Below are 20,580 nucleotides of genomic sequence, written 5' to 3'. Positions count from 1 at the left end.
ATTGACGCAAAAACGATCACGCCCACACCTGATCCAGGTTCTTCGCTGCCAGCAACTTGTCTCGAAGCGCGTAGCGCGACGACTGCATGTTGACCTCGCTGCTCTCCGGGCGCGGGATCGGAACAATGGCCGTTGCCGCCCCTTTGAACTTGATCATGTACTTGCCCGTGTCGTTGTACGGAACGATGGCGTCAATCTCGGCGATGTGGGTGATGGCAGCAACAGGGGCGACCTGATAGGCCGCGATGAACTTCAGTTTCGAGATGTGCTTCGCATTGATCCGCACAGCGAACCAGCAGTGCTCGTTCAGAAAGCGTTGCTTGAACCCTTCCTCGCGTGCCGGGACAACGATGGTGTCGAACTTGTCGCTCTCAGAACCGACTGGCTGTACCTGATCGCTCGGGTCGTCCTGCTTGGGCGGCGTGAAGGCGTTGATTCCAAGCATCGGCAGGATCAGCAACATGTCGACCAGGAATGCCTCGGCCGTGGCCTTTGCTGCGGGGGCCATCGTCGGAGCAGTTGGGTTGTTCTTGTTCAGAAGAATGGCCCGGTCGTGCTTCTTGGCCAGAGCTACCAATGCCGACTCCAGGTACTGAACTTCCGTCTTGCCGATCTTGTGGTTGCGGTCGAAGAAGTAGACGCCCCAGACCCATCTCTCCTTGTTCGAGACGTGATTCTTCAAGCGGTCGCCGACGGGATCAGCCTCGCCGATGTAGATCGTCTCTTCGGCAGCATTGCCCACCAGGATGTAGATACCGGCCTGGGAGAAGCCCGGTTCCTGCTTCAACAGGTGGAAGATCTTCCTGTTGAAGACGACGCCGTGGCCTGACCAGTTCGACTTGTCGAGGTGGCGAATGCCTTCGGGATCACCGGTGGTTGCGAAAAGCGTGATTGAGAAAGGTTGCATAGGTGTCGCATCCCGGACGATCATATGGCCGCTTGTGAAACAGATGCGGGTGCTGCTGATGCCACTCTTTCATGGCCTGCATAGGCGTCTTGCTGCCCAGCGCTGACTGCGGCAGTTGGTGGTTGTACAAGGCCACATAGCGCAGCAAGGTCTGCTCCATGTCCTCGCGGCTGTTGAACCTGTGGGGTCTGTTCGGTGATGCCATAGCGCTGGGCCAAGACACTGGCGGTCTGGCTACTGGCGGCTATCTCGGCACGCACGGCCGGCGTGGTGCGGGCGTTCTTGTGCAGGGTAATCAACATGGTTTGATACTCCCCGGGGTGGATTGCAAGGACTCTATCAGCTCCTGCAGGACTGCTCTGGCCATGAACAGCGGATAGCGTTTAGAGTCTATGCAATCGTCCGGGATGCTACACATAGGAAAGCAGTTCCAGCGACGAGAAGTCTGCGCTGGCGCAGCGTGGATGGTCCAGCAGTTTGTAGATCATCGTCGGCACCAGGAAGGCCGCATTGGCGCGCTGTGCTTGCAGCGCATCGATGAACTGTCCGGGATCGAAGCCGCGCTGCAAAATGAAGCAGCCCCCCGACGCAAGGGTCGGAACGATCATTGCCCCGGCGCCATACGAGATCGGCGTAGCGCAAAGAACCCGCATTCCGGCACGCATGCCGCGCGCCGCCATCAGCAGCACGGCCTGCATCCAGACCGAGCGGTTGGCCAGCATCACGCCCTTGGGCTTGCCGGTCGTCCCGCCGGTATAGGCCAGTCGGATGATGTCGTTGGGCTGCGCTTCGGGCACCAGCGGCTCGGGTTCCAGCGCCGCCGCCAAGGCCCGAAAGTCGGCAAACCCGGCACAGGCGTCATGCGAGAACCAGTGCGCCACCCCGAGGCAGGCCGCACGCAGCGCCTGTGCCTGCTTGCCGTGCGCGGCTTCGGTGATGAACACCGAGGGTTCGGCATCGCCCACGATGTAGGCATGGTCGTCATGGCCGCCGAGCGCGTGCAGCGTGACCGAGCGCAATCCCATCAGGTAGGCCGCCGCCATCACGACGAACACCTCGACGCGGTTGCCGGACAGTTGCATCACGCCGTCGCCGCGCTGCAATCCGAGCCGGCGCAGCGCAGCCATCGTTTGCCCGATAAGACGGCCCAGCGCCGCATAGTCGATCTCACGCCCGGCATCGATAAAGGCCACGCGCTGCGGAAAGCGGCCGATGGCGGTGCGGATCATCTCGCCGATGCAGCCGCCCTGGTGCGCCTGCCGGGCCAGCGCGGAGCATGTCCGGGTGGGTGCTGGCCCGTTCATTGCCCGATATCCCCGGCAGCGGCCACCGCCAACTTCCAGCGCGCCAGTTCCTGGGCGATCCAGGCGCCGAAGCGCTCGGGTGTTCCGCCCTGCAATTCGCTGCCCGACTCGGCCGCGCGCGCGATGAGTTCGGGCGTGCGCAGCGCGGCATTGCCTGCGGTATTGAGCACATGCACCACGGCCGCCGGCGTGCCCTTGGGCGCCAGCAATCCGCCCCAGGCCGACACGGCGTAGTCCTTGACACCCGACGCGGCCATGGTGGGCAACTGCGGCAGTGCCGGCGAGCGGTCGAGGCCGCTGACCGCCAGCGCGTTCAATTTGCCACCGCGAATGAACGGCAACGACGCCGACAGGGTGTCGATCGTGCAATCCACCTGCCCCGACATCAGGTCCGTCAGGGCCGGCGAACTTCCCTTGTACGGAACATGCAGCGCATCGATGCCGGTCTGGCGACAGAACAAGGCCCCCGCCAGATGCTGGGTGCTGCCCAATCCGGCCGATGCGTAGCTGAGCTTGCCCGGCCGGGACTTGGCCAGCGCCACCAAGTCCGGCACCGATTTCACGTCCAGTCCATTGCGCGCCAACAGCACCAGCATCGTGCGACTGACGTACAGCACAGGCGCAAAGTCGGCCACCGGGTCATAGGGCAGCCTGGCATGGACATGGGGGTTGATTCCATGCACGGTGCTGGTCGTATAAAACAGCGTGTATCCATCCGGTGCGCTGCGCGCGACATGCTCGGCCGCAATGTTCCCGGACGCGCCCGGCCGGTTCTCGACCACGATCGCCTGCCCGAGCAGTTCGGCCATCTTCAGCGCCACCAGCCGGGCCGAGTGGTCGGTGGCGCCGCCGGGCGGAAAGCCCAGCACCAAACGCAGCGGTCGCTGTGGATAGCTGCCCGGCTGCGCGTGGGCGCCGCGTGGCCACCCGAAGGCGCTCACACCGAAGCCGAAGGTGCTCCAGCGGGCGCCGATGCCCGCCAGTCCTCCGGCCAGGCTCAGCAAAAGACTGCGGCGCGAGGTGGCCGCCCCGCCTTGGCGCGATCTGGCCTCTGGCGGCATGACTGGCGCTTGCTCATTCATCCATGGTCTCCATGGTGGGGTCATGGCGGGGTCATGGCGGGGTATTGGATGAGGATGAATCGATTCATCAGTGAGGCGCATCATAGGGTGTGGATCGATTCATGCGCCAAGGGTTTGTACGTGTCGGCGCCCGCATCGCGGCTGTCGCGAACCCCGGGCGGCATGCCGGCAATATGTCCTTTGCCCTGGCTGTGCTCTGCCCGGCAAGCCGCCGGCGCCGGCGGCAAACAGGTCGCGTAAGATGGCCGCCGAACCGACAGCCGACAGCCGACAAGCGGGATGATGAAAACAGGTTCAACGACCAACGAGAAGAAGCAAGCCGTTTTGCCATGAAGCCGAAAGCCGACAAACCCGGCATCAAGGATGTTGCAACGCGCGCCGGCGTCTCGCTGGGCAGCGTATCGCGTGTGATCAACAAGGTCGAGAACGTCAGCCCCGAACTGCGCCAGCGCGTGCTGCACGCCATTGCCGAACTGGACTACCGCTTGAACCACGCGGCGCAGACGCTGCGCTCGCGCTCCTCGCGCACGATAGGCTGCATGTTCACCGACGTGACCAACCCGCTGTACGCCAATCTCTACCGCATCTACGAGGAGCGGTTTCGCGCCAACGGCTACATGGTGCTGCTGGCCAACAGCCTGAACAACCCCGAGTGGGAGTTGGAGATCCTCTCGATGTTCCAGAGCCGGCGCATGGACGGCATCATCATCGCCCCCGGCAACGAGCGCAACGCCAGCGTGCTGGCGGCGGTGCAGAAGATCGACCTGCCGGCCGTGATTCTCGACCGCGACATGAATGTGAACCAGGACCTGGTGCTGTTCGACCATGCGCCGGCGGTCCAGCAGGCCATGGAGCACCTGATCGACCAAGGACACCGCGAGATCGCCCTCGTGATCTCGGGCACGCAGACCCGGCCCATGCTCCGGCGCATCGAGGGCTACCAGGCCGGCTTTGCGGCGCGCGGGCTGCCGGCCCGGGCCGACCTGCAAGTCTTGCTGCCCGCCTCCACCGCGCCGGCGTTCGATCTGGTGCATGAACTGTTGCAGCGGCCGGCGCGTCCCACGGCGCTGCTCACGCTCGGCACCAGCGTGCTGGCCGATGTGCTCAACGCCATCAGGGCGCAGGGCCTGCGCATTCCGCGCGACATCTCGGTGGTCTCGACGGGCGAGCCGGATTTTGCGCGCAGCCACCAACCGCGCATCAGCAGCGTGACCGTCGACCTCGACGCCGCAGTGCGGGAAAGCACGGCGCTGCTGCTGACCCGGATACGCGAGGGCCGCGCCGCCGCGCCGCGCCGCGTGGTGGTGCCGACGATATTCACGCTGCGCGGGTCATGCGGCCCGGCTCCAGCCACCGCGCCGCGCACGCGGTGAGCCGCGCGCTTCGGTCAAACGCGAAGCGCGCAGCCATCCCGCCGCGCCCTGATGCGCCCTGATGCACCCGTCGTTTGCCGCTTCCATGCGCTGGGTGCCGGTAGCCGCGCAGCGCCCTGCGCGCAGGTCGGGATGCGCTGCGTCGTTTGCGCCGAGGGGCTGGCCCGTGCGGCTAGTGTCGCGTCACGGATCATCTGTCGGTCTGCGCTGGCCATCGAAGCGCATCGCGGCGTTGCATCGCTTGCCAATACAGCTCGGTATGGGCAAGCGATGCGCCTTGCGCTGCGCTCCGATGGCTGCGCGCAGCCTACGACATTTGATCGGTGACACGACACTGGCCTGTGGCGCCCAGCCTCGATCGTGTCGGGATTCGTCACTTTGAGCGCCAGTGCGCTGGTGGGCGCTGGTCGGCGCTGCATGGGCCGGCATCGGTCTCGTTCCTCCTGTGGTGAAACGTTTCATTCGGGAAAGTACTGTGCCGGTTTTCTGTCCCGGCCACTACGCTTGACGGCACCGGGCGCCATCTGCGCTCGTCCCTGTCCTGGAGCTTTGCCGCTTGTGCCCATGAACCAACAACGCACCCATGCCGAACCGGCCAGCAGCAGTCTGGCCGGCCGCGTCGCCATCGTGACGGGCGCTGGCTCGCGCAGTTCGGAGATCGGCAATGGCCGTGCCGCTGCCATCTTGCTGGCGCGTCGTGGCGCGCAAGTGCTGCTGCTCGATGCCCGGCTCGACGCGGCCCGCGAGACCGAGCGAATGATTGCCGACGAAGGCGGCAGCGCCATCTGCGCGCAGATCGATGTCGCCGAGGCCGAACCCTGCCGCCAGGCCGTTGCCATTGCCGTGCAAGCCTGGGGCCGTGTCGACATTCTGGTCAATAACGTCGGCATCGGCGGGCCGGCCGGCAACGCCGTCGATTTGGACATCGCGCAATGGGAGCGGGCGCTGCGCGTGAATGTCACCTCGATGATGCTGATGGCCAGGTACGCGATCCCGGAGATGCGCAAGCTCGGCGCCGGCGCCATCGTGAACATCGCCTCCATTGCCGGGCTGATCGGCGGCACGCCGGCGCTGCTGTACCCCACCTCCAAGGGCGCGGTGATCAATATGACCCGCGCGATGGCGGCGCACCATGGGCGCGAAGGCATTCGCGTCAACTGCGTTGCGCCGGGCATGGTCTACACGCCGATGGTTGCCGACCGGATGACGCCCGAGGTGCGCGAGCAGCGGCGCAAGCGCTCGCTGTTGCAGACCGAGGGCTCGGGCTGGGATGTGGGCCAGGCCGTGGCCTACCTGGCCAGCGACGAAGCGCGCTGGGTCACGGGCGTGATCTTGCCGGTGGATGCGGGCACCACCGCCGGCAATGCCCCGTCGCCCGGCCTGAAGCCCGATAGCTCCGGGGGCTGAGGCCGCCTGGACCCGAGCCGACCCAGCCGACCGGAGACCCGCCTTGGAGCCGCCCCGCCACGCGCCGCCGCGCCTTTCTTTCGGCATGGCCATGAAACGATTCATGCGTCGGCCTAGGCCAGCAGCATGAGCGCCGCACGGCCGCCCGAAGGCGCTCATACCGCAGCCGAAGGCGAAGGTATTCCAGTGCGCGCCGCCCGGCCGCCCGAAGGCGCTCATACCGCAGCCGGAGGCGAAGGCACCCCGGTGCGCGCCGCCCGGCCGCCCGAAGGCGCTCATACCGTAGCCGAAGGCGAAGGCACCCCGGTGCGCGCCGCCCGGCCGCCCGAAGGCGCTCATACCGCAGCCGAAGGCGAAGGCACCCCAGTGCGCGCCGCACGGTCGCCCGAAGGCGCTCATGCCGCAGCCGAAGGCGAAGGCACCCCGGTGCGCGCCGCACGGCCGCCCGAAGGCGCTCATACCGCAGCCGGAGGCGAAGGCACCCCGGTGGGCGCGTCCGCGATGGCGCCGTTGCGCGCCACGCTCCGGGGTCTGCTCGGCCGCGCAGGCCATGTGCTGATCGTGCTTGCGCTGCTGAGCGTGGCCACCTTTTCGATGCTGGAACTGCTGCCCGGCTCGGTGGTCGATGCGATGCTCAGCGACAACGCCCGCCCCGAGGAGATCGCGCGCCTGCAGCATGCGCTGGGGCTGGACCTGCCGATGCACCTGCGCTTTCTGGGCTGGCTCGGCAACGCACTGCAGGGTGACCTGGGCCGGTCGCCGCTGAGCGGTGAATCGGTCAGCGCCGCCATCACGCACCGGCTGCCGGTGTCGATCCTGCTGATGCTGCTGGCGCAGGTGTTGGCGCTGCTGATCGCGCTGCCGCTGGGCATCTGGGCTGGCAGCAATGCGGGCCGCCGGGTCGACCGCTGGCTCTCGGGCGGCGCCTTCGGCGTGCTGGCGGTGCCGCATTTCGTGCTGGGGCTGCTGCTGATCTTGCTGTTCGCCATCTGGCTGCGCTGGTTTCCTGCCACCGGCTATGTGCCGTTCGGCGCCGAGCCGCTGGCCAGCATCCACTCGCTGGCCCTGCCCGCAGCGACGCTGGCGCTGGTGGAGGCGCCGATCTACCTGCGCCTGCTGCGCAGCGACATTGCCAGCACCTTGCGCGCGCCATACATCACCGTGGCGCGCGCCAAGGGCCTGTCGGAGCGCCAGATACTGCTCCGCCACGCGCTGCGGCCCTCGTCGTTCAGCCTGATCACCGTGCTGGGCATCAATGTCGGCCATCTGATCGGCGGCGCGGTGATCATCGAGACGCTGTTCGCGTTGCCCGGTCTGGGCCGGCTGTTGATCGAGGCCATCACGCAGCGCGACTTCGTTACCTTGCAGGGCCTGGTGCTGTTCATCGGCGTGGCCTTCGTGGCTGTCAACCTGGTCGTCGACGCGGTCTACGCGCTGCTCGACCCCCGGGTCGGGGTGCGACATGCGCGCTGAATGGTGCGCGCCGGGGCGCTGGTGGCGCGGCAAGCCCCGCGCGCGCGCGCTGCTGCGCCTGGGGCTGCCATGCGCGTGGCTGCTCGGGGTGCTGTTTCTTGCGCTTGCGGCCGACTGGCTGCCGCTGCCCTCGCCCACCGACATGGACTTCGCGGCCGCAGGGCAAGGCCCGGGCACGGCGCATCTGCTGGGCCTGGACCTCGATGGCCGCGACATCTTCGCGCGCCTGGCGCATGGCGCGCGGGTCTCGCTGATCGTGTGCTCGGTGGCGCCGCTGATCGGGCTGGTTTTCGGCTCGGCGCTCGGCTTGCTCGCGGCCTACTACGGCGGCGTGCTGCGCACGGCCATCCTGGCGCTGCTCGACGCGATGCTGGCCTTTCCGAGCCTGGTGTTCGCGCTCGGCCTGACGGTGGTGCTCGGCCCCTCGGTGCACAACGTGGCGCTGGCGCTCGGCGTGATGTCGATACCGGCCTTTGCGCGCATCGCCCGCGCCAACGCATTGCCGTTGATCGGCCGCGAGTTCGTGCTGGCCGCGCGCACCGCAGGGGCCAGCGATTGGCAGATCATGCTGCGCGAGATCCTGCCGAACATGGCCCTGTCCCTGCTGACCTACGCGCTGACCATCACCTCGGTGATGATCGTTGCCGAAGGCTCGCTGAGTTTTCTGGGCGTGGGCGTGCCGCCGCCGACACCGAGTTGGGGCGGCATGATCGCCGACGGGCGCGAATCGCTCGAGCGCGTGCCCCATGTCAGCCTGATTCCGGCGGCCGCGATGTTCCTGACCGTGCTGAGCCTGAACCTGTTGGGCGACGGCCTGCGCCAGCGCCGCTCGCCGGGTCTGGCATGAACCGCCAGACCCGGCTCCACGACGCTGCGCTGCTGCGCGTGCGCCACCTGGGCGTTCAGTTCCAGACCGCGCAGGGGCCGCTGCATGCGCTGACCGATGTCTCGCTGGATGTGGAGCGCGCGCGCACGCTGGCCATCGTTGGCGAATCAGGCTCGGGCAAATCGGTGTTGGCGTGCTCGATCCTGCGGCTGCTCGGCCCGGCGGCGCAGACCGCGCCCGAGGCGCAGATATTTTTCGGCGCGCAGGATCTGCTGCGCCTGGAGCGCAGTGCGATGCAGGCCGTGCGCGGCCGGCGCATCGCGATGGTGTTCCAAGACCCGATGACGGCCCTGAACCCGGTGCGGCCCATTGGCGTGCAGCTTGCCGAAGGGCTGCAACTGCACCTGCGGCTGAGCCGGCAGGCCGCGCAGGAGCGCGCCACCGGCCTGCTGGCGCAGGTCGGCATCGGTTCGCCCGAACGGCGCATGGCACAGTTGCCGCACCAACTGTCCGGCGGCATGCGCCAGCGCGTGGTGATCGCGATGGCAGTGGCCTGCGAGCCCGAGTTGCTGATTGCCGACGAGCCCACCACCGCGCTCGATGTGACCGTGCAGGCCGAGATACTCGACCTGCTGCGCGGCCTGCAGCGCGGGCGCCAGATGGCCATGATCCTGGTCACGCACGACCTGGGCGTTGCGGCCGGCTACGCCGACGACATCGCCGTGATGTATGCCGGCCAGATCGTCGAGCAGGCGCCGACGGCGGCGCTGTTGCGCCAGCCGCGCATGCCCTACACGCGGGACCTGCTGCGCGCGATTGCGCGCCTGGACGATCCGCCGCACGCGCTGCTGCACAGCATTGCCGGGCGCCCGCCCGTGGTGCGCGCGCTCGCCGGCGGATGCCGCTACGCGCCGCGCTGCGACCGCCGCACGATGCAGTGCGAGGCCGCGCAGCCCGGCCTCGAGTCCGTAGCCTGCGCCGAGGGCGCGCACTGGAGTACTCCGCTTTCGACGGGCATGAGCGCCTTCGGGCGGCCGGGCGGCGCTCATGCCGTCCGGTGCTGGCACCCGCTGGAGATCGCGGCATGAGGCCACAGGCATCCCCGGCGCCCCCGGTGCTCGATGTGCGCGACCTGGATGTGGTCTACGCGCTCACGGGCGGGCAGCAGATGCGCGCCGTCGAACGGCTGAGCTTTGCGATCGGGCGCGGCCAGACGCTGGCGTTGGTCGGCGAATCGGGCTGCGGCAAGTCATCGGTCGCCAAGGCGGTGATGCAGCTCGTGCCAACGGCCGGCGGCGTGATCCGGCTCGAAGGGCAGGCGCTGGGGCCGCTCGGCGGCGATGCGCTCAAGCGCCTGCGGCGCCGCTTTCAGATGATCTTCCAGGACCCGATCTCCTCGCTCAACCCGCAGCGCACGGTGCGCCAGATCCTGGAGTTCCCGCTGAAGGTGAACGGCCTGTTCGACAAGAGCGAAAGCGAGCGCCGCATCCGCGCGACGCTGGACATCGTGGGGCTGGACAGCCAGCAGATGCTGGGGCGCTATCCGCACGAGTTCTCGGGCGGCCAGTGCCAGCGCATCTCGATTGCGCGGGCGCTGATCCTCGACCCCGTGCTGCTGGTCTGCGACGAGCCGGTGTCGGCGCTCGACGTGTCGGTCCGCGCGCAGGTGCTGAACCTGCTGGGCGAACTGCGCCAGCGCCTGGGCCTGAGCATGTTGTTCATCTCGCATGACCTGGCGGTGGTGCGCAACGTGGCCGACTGCATCGCGGTGATGTACCTCGGGCGCATCTGCGAAGCCGGCGACGCGCAGCACCTGCTGGAGCACCCCGCCCACCCCTACACCGTAGCGCTGCTCAGCGCGGTGCTGCACGCCGACCCGGCCGTGCCGCCGCGGCGCGTGGCGCTCCAGGGCGAGATGCCGTCGCCGCTGTCGCTGCCCACGGGTTGCCGCTTTCGCACCCGTTGCCCGGGCGCGCAGGCGCTCTGCGCTGCGGCCGAGCCTGCGTTGACGGCGCTCGCCGACGGGCGCCAGGTGGCCTGCCATTTCCCGTATTCGGTGGCCCGGCCTGCGGCCAACGCCAGCGCCTTTTTCCAACCCGAGGACATCGCTCCATGACCACCTTGCACCTGCCCGCCGCCGCCTGCTGCCTGCTGAGCCTGGCCCTGCTCGCGCCCGCTGCCCAGGCGCAAAAAAGGGGCGGCACGCTCACCATCGGCATGGAGGCCGAGTTCAGCGGCTTCAACCCGGCCAAGGCCAGAATCTTCAACCAGAACACCCTCGCGCCCGCGTCCTCGGTGCTGGAGACGCTGTTCGTCTTTGAAGGCGCGCAAATCGTGCCGCGCCTGGGGCTGGACTATGCCGAGGCCCCGGACCGCCTGAGCGCGACGGTCCGACTGCGGCCCGGCGTGACATTCCACGACGGCACGCCGTTCAACGCCGACGCAGTGGTGGCCCATTACGCCTGGCTGCTCGCGCCCGGGACGGGCATCAATCTGTCCCCGATCGCGCCCCTGAAGACCGTCGAGAAGGTCGATGAGATGAGCGTGCGCTTCGTCCTGCGGCAACCCTGGGTGGCGCTGCAATCGGCGCTCGCAGCCGAAAACCTGGTGAACTTCATCGGCTCGCCGGCGGCGCTGAAGAACGACCCCGAGGGCTTTCACCGCAAGCCCATCGGCACCGGGCCTTTCATCTTCAAGGAATGGCAGGCCGGCGACCGCATCGTGATGGAGCGCAACCCCCATTACTGGGAGCCGCAACTGCCCTACCTCGAGCGCCTGATCTATCGCGTGCTGCCCGATGCCAACACGCGCTACCAGAGCATCAAGTCGGGCCAGGTCGACATCGGCCGCATGGACACCGCAAGCCATGTGCTCGACGCCAGGAAAAACCCGCAGATCAAGGTGCACGAGTACCAGGGCTCGGGCGCGATCTCATGGAATTTCAACGCCGCCAAAGAGCCTTTCAACGACCAGCGCGTGCGCGCAGCGGTGGTGCACGCATTCAACGCCAAGGCCATGCTCGACACCTTCTTTCTCGGCACCACGGTGGCCACCACCGACCTGTTCGGCCCGAACTCGCCGTGGTTCTGCCCCCGGCTGAACTGGCGCAGCCACGACCTGGCGAAGGCGCGCGCGTTGCTTGCCGAGGTCGGCAAACCGGTCAAATTCCAACTGGTGTCCACGAACACGCCGACCGGCCGGCGCCAGGCCGGCATGGTGCAGCAGTTCGCCAAGGAAGCTGGCATGGAGGTCGATATCCGGTTGACCGAGCAAAGCCAGAACGTGCGCGTTGGCCTGAGCGGCGACTACCAGATGGGTGTCTGGCGCTTTGGCGACATCACCGGCGAACCCGATGGGGCGCTGGCCTATTACTTCGGCGGCGAAAACGGCACCCCGGTGAGCCGGCACGACACCGCCAGGATCGACGCCCTCCTGGGCAAGGCGCGCGCCGAGCCTGACCAGGCCAGGCGCAAGGCGCTGTACTGCGACATCGCGCAGATCGTGTCCGATGAAGCCTACCAACTGATTCCGATCCGGGTCACCTACTACGCGATAGCCAGCCCGAAGGTCAGGAACCTGGGCCCCATAACCAATAGCATCATCCGCACGCGCAGCGTGTGGATCGGGCAGTGAGCACGCGCAGCGTGTGGATCGGACAGTGAGCACGCGCAGCGCGTGGATTGGACAACGAACCTTCGAAAGCGACCCATGGCCCGCATTCCCTACTACGACCTGAGCCAGGCGCCCGAGTCCTACACCCGGCTGATCGCGGCGCGGCCGCCGCTGAACCTCTATCGGATGCTGGCGCATGCGGGCAAGACGGCCGAGGGCTTTCTGGCGCTGGGCAGTGCCATCTTGCGCGAGAACACGCTCGACGCGAAGCTGCGCGAGATCGCCATCTTGCGCACCGGCATCCTGTGCGGCGCCAGCTACGAGGTGCACCAGCACCGGCGCGTGGCACGCCGCGTCGGACTGTCCGACGACAAGATCGACGCGCTCGGCAAGGACGCCGACCGCTCTGCGCTCGATGCCACCGAGACGCTGGTGCTGGAGTTCACCGACCAGGTCGTGCTGCATGTGAAGGCCCCTGACGCGATGTTCGAGGCGCTGTGCGCGCGGCTGCCGCATGGACAGGTCGCCGAGTTGGTGCTGGTCATCGGCTTTTACATGCTGGTCAGCCGCTTTCTGGAGAACTTCGAGGTCGATATCGAGCCGCCGGGGGCCGTCGGGTAGCCTTGCTGCGTCAAAGCGCCGTTTTCGCCTGCGCTTGGCGCCACCGGGGCCTGGCCCGAGGCGGGCCGCCGCGATTTGGCTGCCGGAGGCTGACCTACAATCGGTCGGCCTGCTGGCCTTGGGTGCCGGTGCTCGAAGAAACGGGCGCAAAGACCACGAACCCGAACTGGCACGGAGCCGCCTGGCCTTGCGCCGTCGATGGCCGGGCGATCGCAGCCGCCAATGCCGCATCGCATGGCTTGGCGTCGGCACGGCGACATGGAGAACTTTGATGAACGATAGCTCGATGGCGCACCCGCCGCTTCATCCCGCCGTGGCCGCCGCGCTCGAATCGGGCAGCACCAAGGTCAAGGTGGCAGTCAGTGATGTCGATGGCATTTTGCGCGGCAAGTATCTGCACCGTGACAAATTCAAAAGCGCAGCCGAGTCCGGCTTCAGCTTTTGCGACGTGGTACTGGGCTGGGATGCGCATGACCATTGCTACGACAACACCCGGCTGACCGGCTGGCAGCATGGCTACCCGGACGCGCTGGTGCGCATCGATCCGGGCACCGCGCGCCAGGTGCCCTGGGATCGGCAGGTGCCGTTTTTTCTCGGCGAATTCGTCAACCCCGACGGCAGCCCGCATGCACTGTGCCCGCGCCAAACCTTGAAGCGCGTGCTCAAGCGCGCCGAAAAACTGGGCTTTACCGTGCTCGCCGGCATGGAATTCGAGTGGTTCAACTTCAAAGAGAGCGCGCAAAGCTGGGCTGCCAAGCAAGGGGTGGGGCCAGAGCCGATCACGCCGGGCATGTTTGGCTATTCGCTGCTGCGCATGGCCGACAACCCGGGCTTTTTCAACGCCTTGATGGACGAGATGGCCGCCTTCGACGTGCCCATCGAGGGCTTGCACACCGAGACAGGCCCGGGCGTCTATGAAGCGGCGATCAGCTTCAGCGAGGCCTTGGCGCAGGCCGACCGCGCCATTTTGTTCAAGACCGGCGCGCGCGAAATCGGCAAGCGCTTCGGCATCATGCCGAGTTTCATGGCCAAGTGGAATCAGGCGCTGCCCGGCTGCTCCGGACATATCCACCAAAGCCTGTCGGACGGCCAGCGCAATCTGTTTTTCGATGCCTCGTCAGAGCGCAAGATGAGTCCGCTGTTTGAAAGCTACCTGGCTGGCCAGATCGGCTTTTTGATGGAATTCGCGCCGCTGTTCTGGCCCACCATCAACAGCTACAAGCGCCTGGTCGATGGCTTTTGGGCGCCGGTCAAACCCAGTTGGGGCATGGACAACCGCACGGCCAGCTTCCGCGTGATTGCCGGCAGCCCCAAGGCCACCAGGCTGGAGACCCGCTGCCCGGGCGCCGATATCAATCCCTATCTGGCGCTGGCTGCGGTGATTGCCGCCGGTCTGCACGGCGTGGAACAGGGGCTCAAGCTGAGCGCGCCGCCGATCACCGGCACCAACCAGGGCGCAGAAAATGTCGCGCGCGCGCCGCGCACCTTGATCGAGACCACGCGCGTTCTGCAACATTCCCGCGTGGCGCATGACTGGCTGGGCGACGCCTTCGTCGAGCACTTTGCCGCCACGCGCGAATGGGAATGGCGCCAGTGGCTCGACGGCGTTACCGATTGGGAATTGAAGCGTTACCTTGAGATCGTCTGACGAGGAGATCAATCGATGGACCCACTGCATGGCTTTTCTTTTCCCACCCCGATTCGATTCGGCCCCGGCGCGCGCAAGCATGTGGCCCGGCATCTGCTGGAGCAGGGCCTGCGCCGGCCGCTGATCGTCACCGACGGGGCGCTCGCCGCGCTGCCCGTGCTGGCTGAATTTCAAACCCATTTGTCAGGGCTGCAGGTGGCGCTGTTTTGCGGCGTGTTTGGCAACCCGACCTGCGCCCAGGTCATGGCCGGGGCGCAGGCCTACCGGCAGCACCAGGCGGACTGCGTGATCGGTTTTGGCGGCGGCGCGGCGCTGGATGTGGCCAAGGTGGTGGGGCTGGCCGCCAGCCATGAGGGCGACATCCTCGAATATGTGTGGGACCACCCGCAGGTGCGCGCCATCGTTCATCCCCTGCCCTATTTTGTCGCCTTGCCCACCACGGCGGGCACCGGCTCGGAGGTCGGGCGCTCGTCGGTCATCAGCGAAAACGAATCGCACCTCAAGCGCGTGGTGTTCAGCCCCAAAATCCTGGCGCGCTGCGTGTTTGCCGACCCCGAATTGACGCTGTCCCTGCCGCCCCGGGTGACGGCGGCCACCGGCATCGACGCGCTGACCCACAATGTCGAGAGCTACCTGTCTCCGGCCTACCATCCGCTGTGCGACGGCATTGCGCTGGAGGGCACACGCATCGCTGCCGCTGCGTTGTACACCGCAGTCAAAGAACCGGGCGATTTGCAGGCGCGCAGCGACATGATGATGGCCTCCATGATGGGCGCCATCGCCTTCCAGAAAGACCTGGGCGCCGTGCACTCGTGCGCGCACGCGCTGGGCGCGGTCTGCGACCTGCACCACGGCCTGGCCAATGCGCTGATGCTGGATACCGTCATGGCCTGGAACCTGGAGGCCGCGCCGGACAAGTTCGAGCGGCTCGCCCAGGCGTGCCGGATCGACGGCGGCGGCGCGGCCTTTGCGCCCTGGCTCAAAGCGCTCAAGGCCCGCATCGGCATCAGCGGCGGGCTGGCCGCCCACCATGTCCAGCCGAGCCAGTTGCCGCGCCTGGTCGAGGTCGCCAGCCAGGACATTTGCCATCGAACCAATGTGCGCCCTTGCAGCCAGGCCGATTTCGAGCGGCTGTTCGCGCAGGCGATGTAGCCATGGAACGTCTGAAAATCGGCGTCAGTGCCTGCTTGTTCCATCCCGACCCTGGGCGCCGCGCGTTTGCCAGCAAGACCTTGCACTATCTGGAGCAGTCGGTCGCGCACTGGATCATGGCGGGCGGCGCGATGCCGGTGCTGATTCCCAGCCCCACAGGGGACACCGCGCGCGGCGACGTGACGCTGGCCGACTACGCGCAATGGCTCGATGGCGTCGTCATGCACGGCGGCGCCGACCTCTGGCCGGGCAACTACGGCGAGCAGCCACTGCGCCCCGAATGGGCCGGCGACAAGCTGCGCGACGACTACGAAATCGCGCTGCTCAAAGCCTTTGTCGCAGCGGGCAAGCCGGCATTCGGCATATGCCGGGGCCTGCAATTGATCAACGTGGCCTTCGGCGGCAGCCTGTACCAGGACATCAGCAGCCAAACCGCCAGCACCCTGCGGCACCAGGACATGCAAGCCTATGACCGGCTGTTTCACGGGCTGCACATCGAGCCGCAATCGCGTTTGTCCGAATTGCTGCCGCAGCCAGGCCGCGTCAACAGCGTGCACCACCAGGCCATCAAAGCGCTGGCCCAAGGCTTTGTCGTCGAAGCGCGCTGCCCCGAGGGCGGCATCATCGAGGCCATCCGGCACCAGGGCTGCGCGCGCGGCGGCCCCTGGGTCGCGGCGGTGCAATGGCATCCCGAATTCCACAAACCCGAGTACGGCGTGATCGACGACAGCGCGTTGCTCACCGACTTCCTCAGCGCCGCCGCGCGCCAAAAAACATGAGCATGCTTTCCATCCACAACCCGGCCACCGGCGAGATCCTCGCCATCTTGCCTGCCGACGACGCCGCCAGCGTTGCCGCCAAGAGCCGCTTGGCGCGTGCCGCGCAAACGGCGTGGGCGCGCGTTGCGCTGCAGGAGCGGCTGGCCTGCGTGGGCCGCTTTCGGGCTGGCGTGGTGCGCGAGCTGGAGTCGCTGGCGCGCACCATGACGCAAGAGACCGGCAAGCCGATCACCATGTCACGCAACGAGTTGAACGGCCTGCTGGCGCGCATCGACTTTTTCAGCGCCGAAACGGCGGCCAGCATCGCCAGCGAAACCGTGTTCGACGACGCCACCACGCAAGAGCAAATCGAGCATGTCCCGCTGGGCCTGATCGCCAACATCTCGGCCTGGAACTACCCCTGGTTCGTCGGCAGCAATGTGCTCATTCCAGCCCTGCTGACGGGCAATGCGGTGCTCTACAAGCCATCCGAATTTGCCGCACTGACGGGCCTGGCCATGACCCGGCTGTGGCACGAAGCCGGCGTGCCCAAAGACCTGCTGGCCTGTCTGATCGGTGCGGCAGACGTGGGCAGCGCGCTGCTCGATCAAGACCTGGACGGCGTATTTTTCACCGGCTCGCACGCCACGGGCCAGCGCATCGCCCAGACCCTGGCGCCGCGCCTGGTCAAACTGCAACTGGAGTTGGGCGGCAAAGACCCCAGCTACGTCTGCGCAGACGCCGACCCGCAGACCGCCGCAGCCGCACTCGCCGACGGCGCGATGTACAACACCGGCCAAAGCTGTTGTTCGGTGGAACGCATCTATGTGCATGAAGCCATTCACGACAGCTTCGTCCATGCCTTCGTCGAGACCGTGCGCAGCTTCAAACTGGGCGACCCGCTGCAAGACAGCAGCTACATCGGCGCCATCACGCGCGCGCCTCAGTTGGCTGTGCTGCAAGCGCAGGTGGACGACGCGCTGGCCAAGGGCGCGCGCCTGCTCACCGGCGGCAAGCGCTTGAGCGGCCCCGGAAATTGGTTCGAGCCGACGGTGTTGATCGAGGTGGACCACCGCATGGCGCTGATGCGCGAGGAGAGCTTCGGCCCCATCATCGGCATCCAGCGTGTCAGCGATGACGCCGAGGCCCTGCGGCTGATGAACGACACCCGCTACGGCTTGACCGCCGGCGTCTACACGCCCGACGCAGCGCGCGCCCGCGCGCTGCTGGCGCAGATCGATGCCGGCAGCGTCTACTGGAACTGCTGCGACCGCGTCAGCCCGCGCCTGCCTTGGAGCGGGGTGGGTGATTCGGGCGTCGGCCTCACCTTGTCGCGCTATGGGATTCAAACCTTTACCCGGCCCAAGGCTTGGCATTTGAGGCGCGTGTAGCCGGTGTGCGCCGGATGGGCCGGATGCGGCGTCTTGTCGACGAAGGGGGGATCGACGAGCGGAAGAAGCCGGCGGGCTACGGGCTACATCGTCAGGCAGTCCGGGCTGTTTGAGTCAAGCGTGAGGCGTATCTGCTCGGCATCGCACGCATCCGCTGGTCAAAATTTTCACCCCCGCCCGTCAGAATTTATCTCGGCATAAGCAATCAATTCAGCCGAATAACTGCCGTCGCCATTGACTGCGCCCTTCTGCTGGAGCTCCCGCTGGAGCGCCGGCTCCACGGCTTGCGCAAACAGCGCCAGCCGCTGTTCGGGCGCGAGCCTCGGCGCGCTTGCCGGGGCCTGCAAATACCGCTCGCAGCGGCGCTCGACGGCCGGCACTCTCGTGCCATCGTGCTCGATGGCAATGGGCTGCACGACCACGCGGCGCTCGCCGTTGCCTGCGGATGTCTCGACCATCCAGAGCGACAGCAGCACAGGCTCCTCGACATCGCCCGCAACGGCGATGCCGATGTCCTCCGGCGGCACGCTGCGCCAGCGCCCCAACTCCTCTTGCACCAAGGGGTGATCCAAACCCAACAGTTCCAGATCATCCTGGTTCGTGGCGCTGTCGCGGTTCAGGGTGAAGCGCGCACGGCGCGCGCCATCGGCCGTCATGAGGTCGTAGGTTTGTTCATCCACCTTGAGCAGCTTCTGCTGGCGCTGCATGACCGCAGCGCAGAGAAATCGCACCAGACGATCGAGGCTGGACGAGACATCGGAGAAGGGCTTGTAGTCATCGAGGCTGAAGCCTTCGAGGTCCTGGAACAGATCGAACACCACTTGCCGCGCTTCGCGGGAATTGGACAGGGCTGCTTCCAACTCGACCCGGGTGCGCTGGAGTTCGGGGTCGGAAAGCGCTTCCTGATACAAGCGGGCGTAGTTCAGCCGCTCGGACAACTGGCCAAGAATCTGTGCCCGCAGGTCCTCTGCGACCTTGCCTCGATCGTCGACCTTGCCGACCGTCCTGGCGATCTCGACCAACTTCTCGTCCAGCATCAGGAAGATGCGGCCCTCGATGGTGTCCGACAACACGAAGTTGTAAACAAGAATCTGTGCCCGCAGGTCCTCTGCGACCTTGCCTCGATCGTCGACCTTGCCGACCGTCCTGGCGATCTCGACCAACTTCTCGTCCAGCATCAGGAAGATGCGGCCCTCGATGGTGTCCGACAACACGAAGTTGTAAACCTGTGCCGTGTGGTTTTGCCCGTAGCGGTGAATGCGCCCGATGCGCTGCTCCACGTCCATCGGGTTCCACGGCAGGTCGAAGTTGAACAGGATGCGCGCAAACTGAAGGTTGATGCCCTCGCGGCCCGCAGCGGTGCAAATCAGCACACGCGGACCATCCTTCTGGCGAAACCGGCGCTCCGCCGCCACCTTCGCTCCGTGGTCGCCGCCGCGCAACACCTCCACGCCCTGGCCGGGGAAGGTCTGGTCGATCTCGCGGGCAATCAAATCCACCGTGCCGAGGTAGTCGGGCCTGCGAAATTCATTTCGCTATCGCAGCGAACCGCGCGGCGGCGCGTGATGGCGTGATTTCGTTGGATGCGAAGAAGTGGGGGACGCCGATGAGCGTGCGCAGCAAGGCGATCAGGCGCAATAAAAGGCCCTTGAGCCCGAGGCGCATGATGGCGCGCAGCAGCCAGCGGATGTTGTAGCCCGCCGCACACAGCACTGCATGCAGCGCGTCACCGGTGGCACCCTGCAGCCAGCACCGATCCATCCCGTTGTCGTGCTTCAGGTGTCCGATGGTGGGCTCCACCGCCTGCCTTCGCTTGAGCCAGCGGCGCTGGGCATCGGTCAAGGACTTGAAGCGCCCCCGATGAATGATCTGGATGCCCGGATTGGCTGCGTCCACGCCCCGGAACCCCAGGTCCACCACTGCCTGCTTCGGGCTGGCGCCCGTGTCCTCCGTCAGGATCTTGACCTGCTCGAGTTGCTCGGCCAGCGTGTGGCCGTCATACGGGTTGCCCGTGAAGCTGCGCGCACCGACCACCAGCCCCTGCTTGTGCGTGACGGCCACGCTGACCTTCACGCCAAACTCGTAAGGCCGGCGCGCCTTCCCCTTGCCGATGCACTCAACTTCGGGCGCGTGCAATGCATAGAGTTTGTTCTTGTCCTTCGGGCGCTGGGTGCGAATGCGCTCGGCGCGGCCCATCAGTGCGCGCAAGCGATCGACGGCAGGCACCGATGTCGCAGGCAACTTGCAAAGCTTGCGCTGCACTTCGCGCAGCACGATACCCAGTACCGTGCGCTGGCGCTTGAGCACCTTCTTCAAGCGCTTGAACTGCTTGGCGTGGGCGTAGCCGCCAGCCCTGCGGCGCAGGTTCTTGCCTTCCTTGGCGAAGGTCTGCTTCAGCGCGATGCCCGCGCGCTTGGCGGCAGCCACCACCTTGGCGCGGGCGATCTCCAGCAGGCGGGAGTCCACGGGGTGGGCGATGGCCTTCTCCTGGACGGTGGTATCCACGATCACGCGCTCGAACTCGGCCGGCTTGATCGCCTTGGAGGCCACCGCAGTGTCGATGGTGGCCTTCAGGAGTTCCTCGACACCGGCCTCGCCCAGGATCGAGCGGAAGCGCCCGATCTGGGTGGCGTCGCAGGGCAGGCGTGGCTCGTAGAAGGTCATGCCGCTGAAGAACTGCCACTGCACGTTCTCGGCCCAGCGCTCGACCAGTTCCTCGTCGCTGAGCTTGTAGACGTGCTTCAGATACAGCAGGCTGGCCATGAGGCGCAGGGGAAGACGCGGGCGGCCCGCGGCGGCGACACCGGCGCCCGCGACCTGGAGCGAAGGGCCGAAGAGATCGTCGTGTTCCAGAACTCGACCGGCACGGACCCGACGCGCGAAATAAGGTGCCAGTGCCGCTTCGATCTGCGTCCAGGGAAGACGGCTCGCCAGCACCGCCAGCGGGTGGCGCAAGTCGATCATCTCGGCCAGACGGGAGCGGAAGAAATCAGCCGTGTCGGTGGGCTCGGGCATTGCGCAAATCT

At 66.7% G+C, this 20,580-nt stretch carries 18 protein-coding genes and 1 pseudogene; 13 read left to right on the top strand and 6 right to left on the bottom strand.

The window, feature by feature from the left end:
• Positions 1 to 16 precede the first annotated feature (16 nt).
• The 4 genes and pseudogenes from VEIS_RS30095 to VEIS_RS00615 all read right to left on the bottom strand — a co-directional run bounded on the left by VEIS_RS30095 (position 17) and on the right by VEIS_RS00615 (position 3,293).
• Positions 17 to 907, bottom strand: coding sequence for a GIY-YIG nuclease family protein (locus VEIS_RS30095; RefSeq protein WP_011807934.1), 891 nt, complete (start codon positions 905 to 907; stop codon positions 17 to 19).
• Positions 867 to 1,097 (bottom strand): annotated as a pseudogene (locus VEIS_RS00625) (hypothetical protein); the annotation flags it as partial. The pseudogene VEIS_RS00625 and the gene VEIS_RS30095, both read right to left, overlap by 41 nt.
• 220 nt (positions 1,098 to 1,317) lie before the next feature.
• Positions 1,318 to 2,211, bottom strand: a complete 894-nt coding sequence (locus VEIS_RS00620; RefSeq protein ID WP_011807933.1) for an AMP-binding protein — start codon at positions 2,209 to 2,211, stop codon at positions 1,318 to 1,320.
• On the bottom strand, positions 2,208 to 3,293 hold the full coding sequence (locus tag VEIS_RS00615; protein ID WP_011807932.1) for a Bug family tripartite tricarboxylate transporter substrate binding protein: 1,086 nt from the start codon (positions 3,291 to 3,293) through the stop codon (positions 2,208 to 2,210). The genes VEIS_RS00620 and VEIS_RS00615 overlap by 4 nt, the downstream gene beginning before the upstream one ends.
• A gap of 329 nt (positions 3,294 to 3,622) precedes the next feature.
• Between VEIS_RS00615 and VEIS_RS00610 the strand changes: the two genes are divergently transcribed.
• From VEIS_RS00610 to VEIS_RS00555, 13 genes are all read left to right on the top strand, one after another.
• Positions 3,623 to 4,666, top strand: coding sequence for a LacI family DNA-binding transcriptional regulator (locus tag VEIS_RS00610; RefSeq protein ID WP_011807931.1), 1,044 nt, complete (start codon positions 3,623 to 3,625; stop codon positions 4,664 to 4,666).
• A gap of 175 nt (positions 4,667 to 4,841) precedes the next feature.
• A complete protein-coding gene (locus tag VEIS_RS27960) occupies positions 4,842 to 5,048 on the top strand; it encodes a hypothetical protein (RefSeq protein ID WP_157048335.1) in 207 nt (68 codons plus the stop codon).
• A 182-nt stretch (positions 5,049 to 5,230) separates the two neighbouring features.
• On the top strand, positions 5,231 to 6,073 hold the full coding sequence (locus VEIS_RS00605) for an SDR family NAD(P)-dependent oxidoreductase (protein ID WP_011807929.1): 843 nt from the start codon (positions 5,231 to 5,233) through the stop codon (positions 6,071 to 6,073).
• A 126-nt stretch (positions 6,074 to 6,199) separates the two neighbouring features.
• Entirely contained in the window at positions 6,200 to 7,546 is a 1,347-nt protein-coding gene (locus VEIS_RS00600; protein ID WP_232287807.1) for an ABC transporter permease subunit, read from the top strand.
• Positions 7,536 to 8,393, top strand: coding sequence for an ABC transporter permease (locus VEIS_RS00595; protein ID WP_011807927.1), 858 nt, complete (start codon positions 7,536 to 7,538; stop codon positions 8,391 to 8,393). The genes VEIS_RS00600 and VEIS_RS00595 overlap by 11 nt, the downstream gene beginning before the upstream one ends.
• The gene (locus VEIS_RS00590; protein WP_011807926.1) at positions 8,390 to 9,460 is read left to right on the top strand and encodes an ABC transporter ATP-binding protein; all 1,071 of its coding nucleotides are present in this window, start codon (positions 8,390 to 8,392) and stop codon (positions 9,458 to 9,460) included. The genes VEIS_RS00595 and VEIS_RS00590 overlap by 4 nt, the downstream gene beginning before the upstream one ends.
• Positions 9,457 to 10,488 (top strand): ABC transporter ATP-binding protein, encoded by a 1,032-nt coding sequence (locus tag VEIS_RS00585; protein ID WP_011807925.1) that lies wholly within the window; start codon positions 9,457 to 9,459, stop codon positions 10,486 to 10,488. The genes VEIS_RS00590 and VEIS_RS00585 overlap by 4 nt, the downstream gene beginning before the upstream one ends.
• Complete coding sequence (locus VEIS_RS00580) at positions 10,485 to 12,005, top strand: ABC transporter substrate-binding protein (protein WP_011807924.1); 1,521 nt, start codon at positions 10,485 to 10,487, stop codon at positions 12,003 to 12,005. Before VEIS_RS00585 ends, VEIS_RS00580 begins: the two co-directional genes overlap by 4 nt.
• A 75-nt stretch (positions 12,006 to 12,080) precedes the next feature.
• Positions 12,081 to 12,605 carry a carboxymuconolactone decarboxylase family protein gene (locus VEIS_RS00575; protein WP_011807923.1) on the top strand — a complete coding sequence of 175 codons (525 nt, stop codon included), beginning with the start codon at positions 12,081 to 12,083 and terminating at the stop codon, positions 12,603 to 12,605.
• A gap of 271 nt (positions 12,606 to 12,876) precedes the next feature.
• On the top strand, positions 12,877 to 14,253 hold the full coding sequence (locus VEIS_RS00570; RefSeq protein WP_011807922.1) for a glutamine synthetase family protein: 1,377 nt from the start codon (positions 12,877 to 12,879) through the stop codon (positions 14,251 to 14,253).
• Positions 14,254 to 14,268: 15 nt separating this feature from the next.
• Positions 14,269 to 15,405, top strand: a complete 1,137-nt coding sequence (locus VEIS_RS00565; RefSeq protein ID WP_011807921.1) for an iron-containing alcohol dehydrogenase — start codon at positions 14,269 to 14,271, stop codon at positions 15,403 to 15,405.
• Positions 15,406 to 15,407: 2 nt separating this feature from the next.
• Entirely contained in the window at positions 15,408 to 16,184 is a 777-nt protein-coding gene (locus VEIS_RS00560; RefSeq protein ID WP_011807920.1) for a gamma-glutamyl-gamma-aminobutyrate hydrolase family protein, read from the top strand.
• Positions 16,185 to 16,186: 2 nt separating this feature from the next.
• Positions 16,187 to 17,554, top strand: coding sequence for an aldehyde dehydrogenase family protein (locus VEIS_RS00555; protein ID WP_011807919.1), 1,368 nt, complete (start codon positions 16,187 to 16,189; stop codon positions 17,552 to 17,554).
• 167 nt (positions 17,555 to 17,721) lie between these two features.
• Here VEIS_RS00555 and VEIS_RS00550 read toward each other — a convergent pair whose 3' ends face one another.
• Complete coding sequence (locus VEIS_RS00550) at positions 17,722 to 19,053, bottom strand: C-terminal helicase domain-containing protein (protein ID WP_011807918.1); 1,332 nt, start codon at positions 19,051 to 19,053, stop codon at positions 17,722 to 17,724.
• A 28-nt stretch (positions 19,054 to 19,081) separates the two neighbouring features.
• On the bottom strand, positions 19,082 to 20,569 hold the full coding sequence (locus VEIS_RS00545) for an IS5-like element ISVei5 family transposase (protein ID WP_011807917.1): 1,488 nt from the start codon (positions 20,567 to 20,569) through the stop codon (positions 19,082 to 19,084).
• Positions 20,570 to 20,580 lie beyond the last annotated feature (11 nt).

The organism is Verminephrobacter eiseniae EF01-2 (assembly GCF_000015565.1).
Lineage (GTDB): Bacteria > Pseudomonadota > Gammaproteobacteria > Burkholderiales > Burkholderiaceae_C > Acidovorax > Acidovorax eiseniae.
This window is presented reverse-complemented; position numbering and strand designations above follow the sequence as displayed.

Coding starts and splice junctions, on each gene's coding strand:
- VEIS_RS30095 (WP_011807934.1), bottom strand. CDS start 907: ATGCAACCTTTCTCAATCACGCTTTTCGCAACCACCGGTGATCCCGAA.
- VEIS_RS00620 (WP_011807933.1), bottom strand. CDS start 2,211: ATGAACGGGCCAGCACCCACCCGGACATGCTCCGCGCTGGCCCGGCAG.
- VEIS_RS00615 (WP_011807932.1), bottom strand. CDS start 3,293: ATGAATGAGCAAGCGCCAGTCATGCCGCCAGAGGCCAGATCGCGCCAA.
- VEIS_RS00610 (WP_011807931.1), top strand. CDS start 3,623: ATGAAGCCGAAAGCCGACAAACCCGGCATCAAGGATGTTGCAACGCGC.
- VEIS_RS00605 (WP_011807929.1), top strand. CDS start 5,231: ATGAACCAACAACGCACCCATGCCGAACCGGCCAGCAGCAGTCTGGCC.
- VEIS_RS00600 (WP_232287807.1), top strand. CDS start 6,200: ATGAGCGCCGCACGGCCGCCCGAAGGCGCTCATACCGCAGCCGAAGGC.
- VEIS_RS00595 (WP_011807927.1), top strand. CDS start 7,536: ATGCGCGCTGAATGGTGCGCGCCGGGGCGCTGGTGGCGCGGCAAGCCC.
- VEIS_RS00590 (WP_011807926.1), top strand. CDS start 8,390: ATGAACCGCCAGACCCGGCTCCACGACGCTGCGCTGCTGCGCGTGCGC.
- VEIS_RS00585 (WP_011807925.1), top strand. CDS start 9,457: ATGAGGCCACAGGCATCCCCGGCGCCCCCGGTGCTCGATGTGCGCGAC.
- VEIS_RS00580 (WP_011807924.1), top strand. CDS start 10,485: ATGACCACCTTGCACCTGCCCGCCGCCGCCTGCTGCCTGCTGAGCCTG.
- VEIS_RS00575 (WP_011807923.1), top strand. CDS start 12,081: ATGGCCCGCATTCCCTACTACGACCTGAGCCAGGCGCCCGAGTCCTAC.
- VEIS_RS00570 (WP_011807922.1), top strand. CDS start 12,877: ATGAACGATAGCTCGATGGCGCACCCGCCGCTTCATCCCGCCGTGGCC.
- VEIS_RS00565 (WP_011807921.1), top strand. CDS start 14,269: ATGGACCCACTGCATGGCTTTTCTTTTCCCACCCCGATTCGATTCGGC.
- VEIS_RS00560 (WP_011807920.1), top strand. CDS start 15,408: ATGGAACGTCTGAAAATCGGCGTCAGTGCCTGCTTGTTCCATCCCGAC.
- VEIS_RS00555 (WP_011807919.1), top strand. CDS start 16,187: ATGCTTTCCATCCACAACCCGGCCACCGGCGAGATCCTCGCCATCTTG.
- VEIS_RS00545 (WP_011807917.1), bottom strand. CDS start 20,569: ATGCCCGAGCCCACCGACACGGCTGATTTCTTCCGCTCCCGTCTGGCC.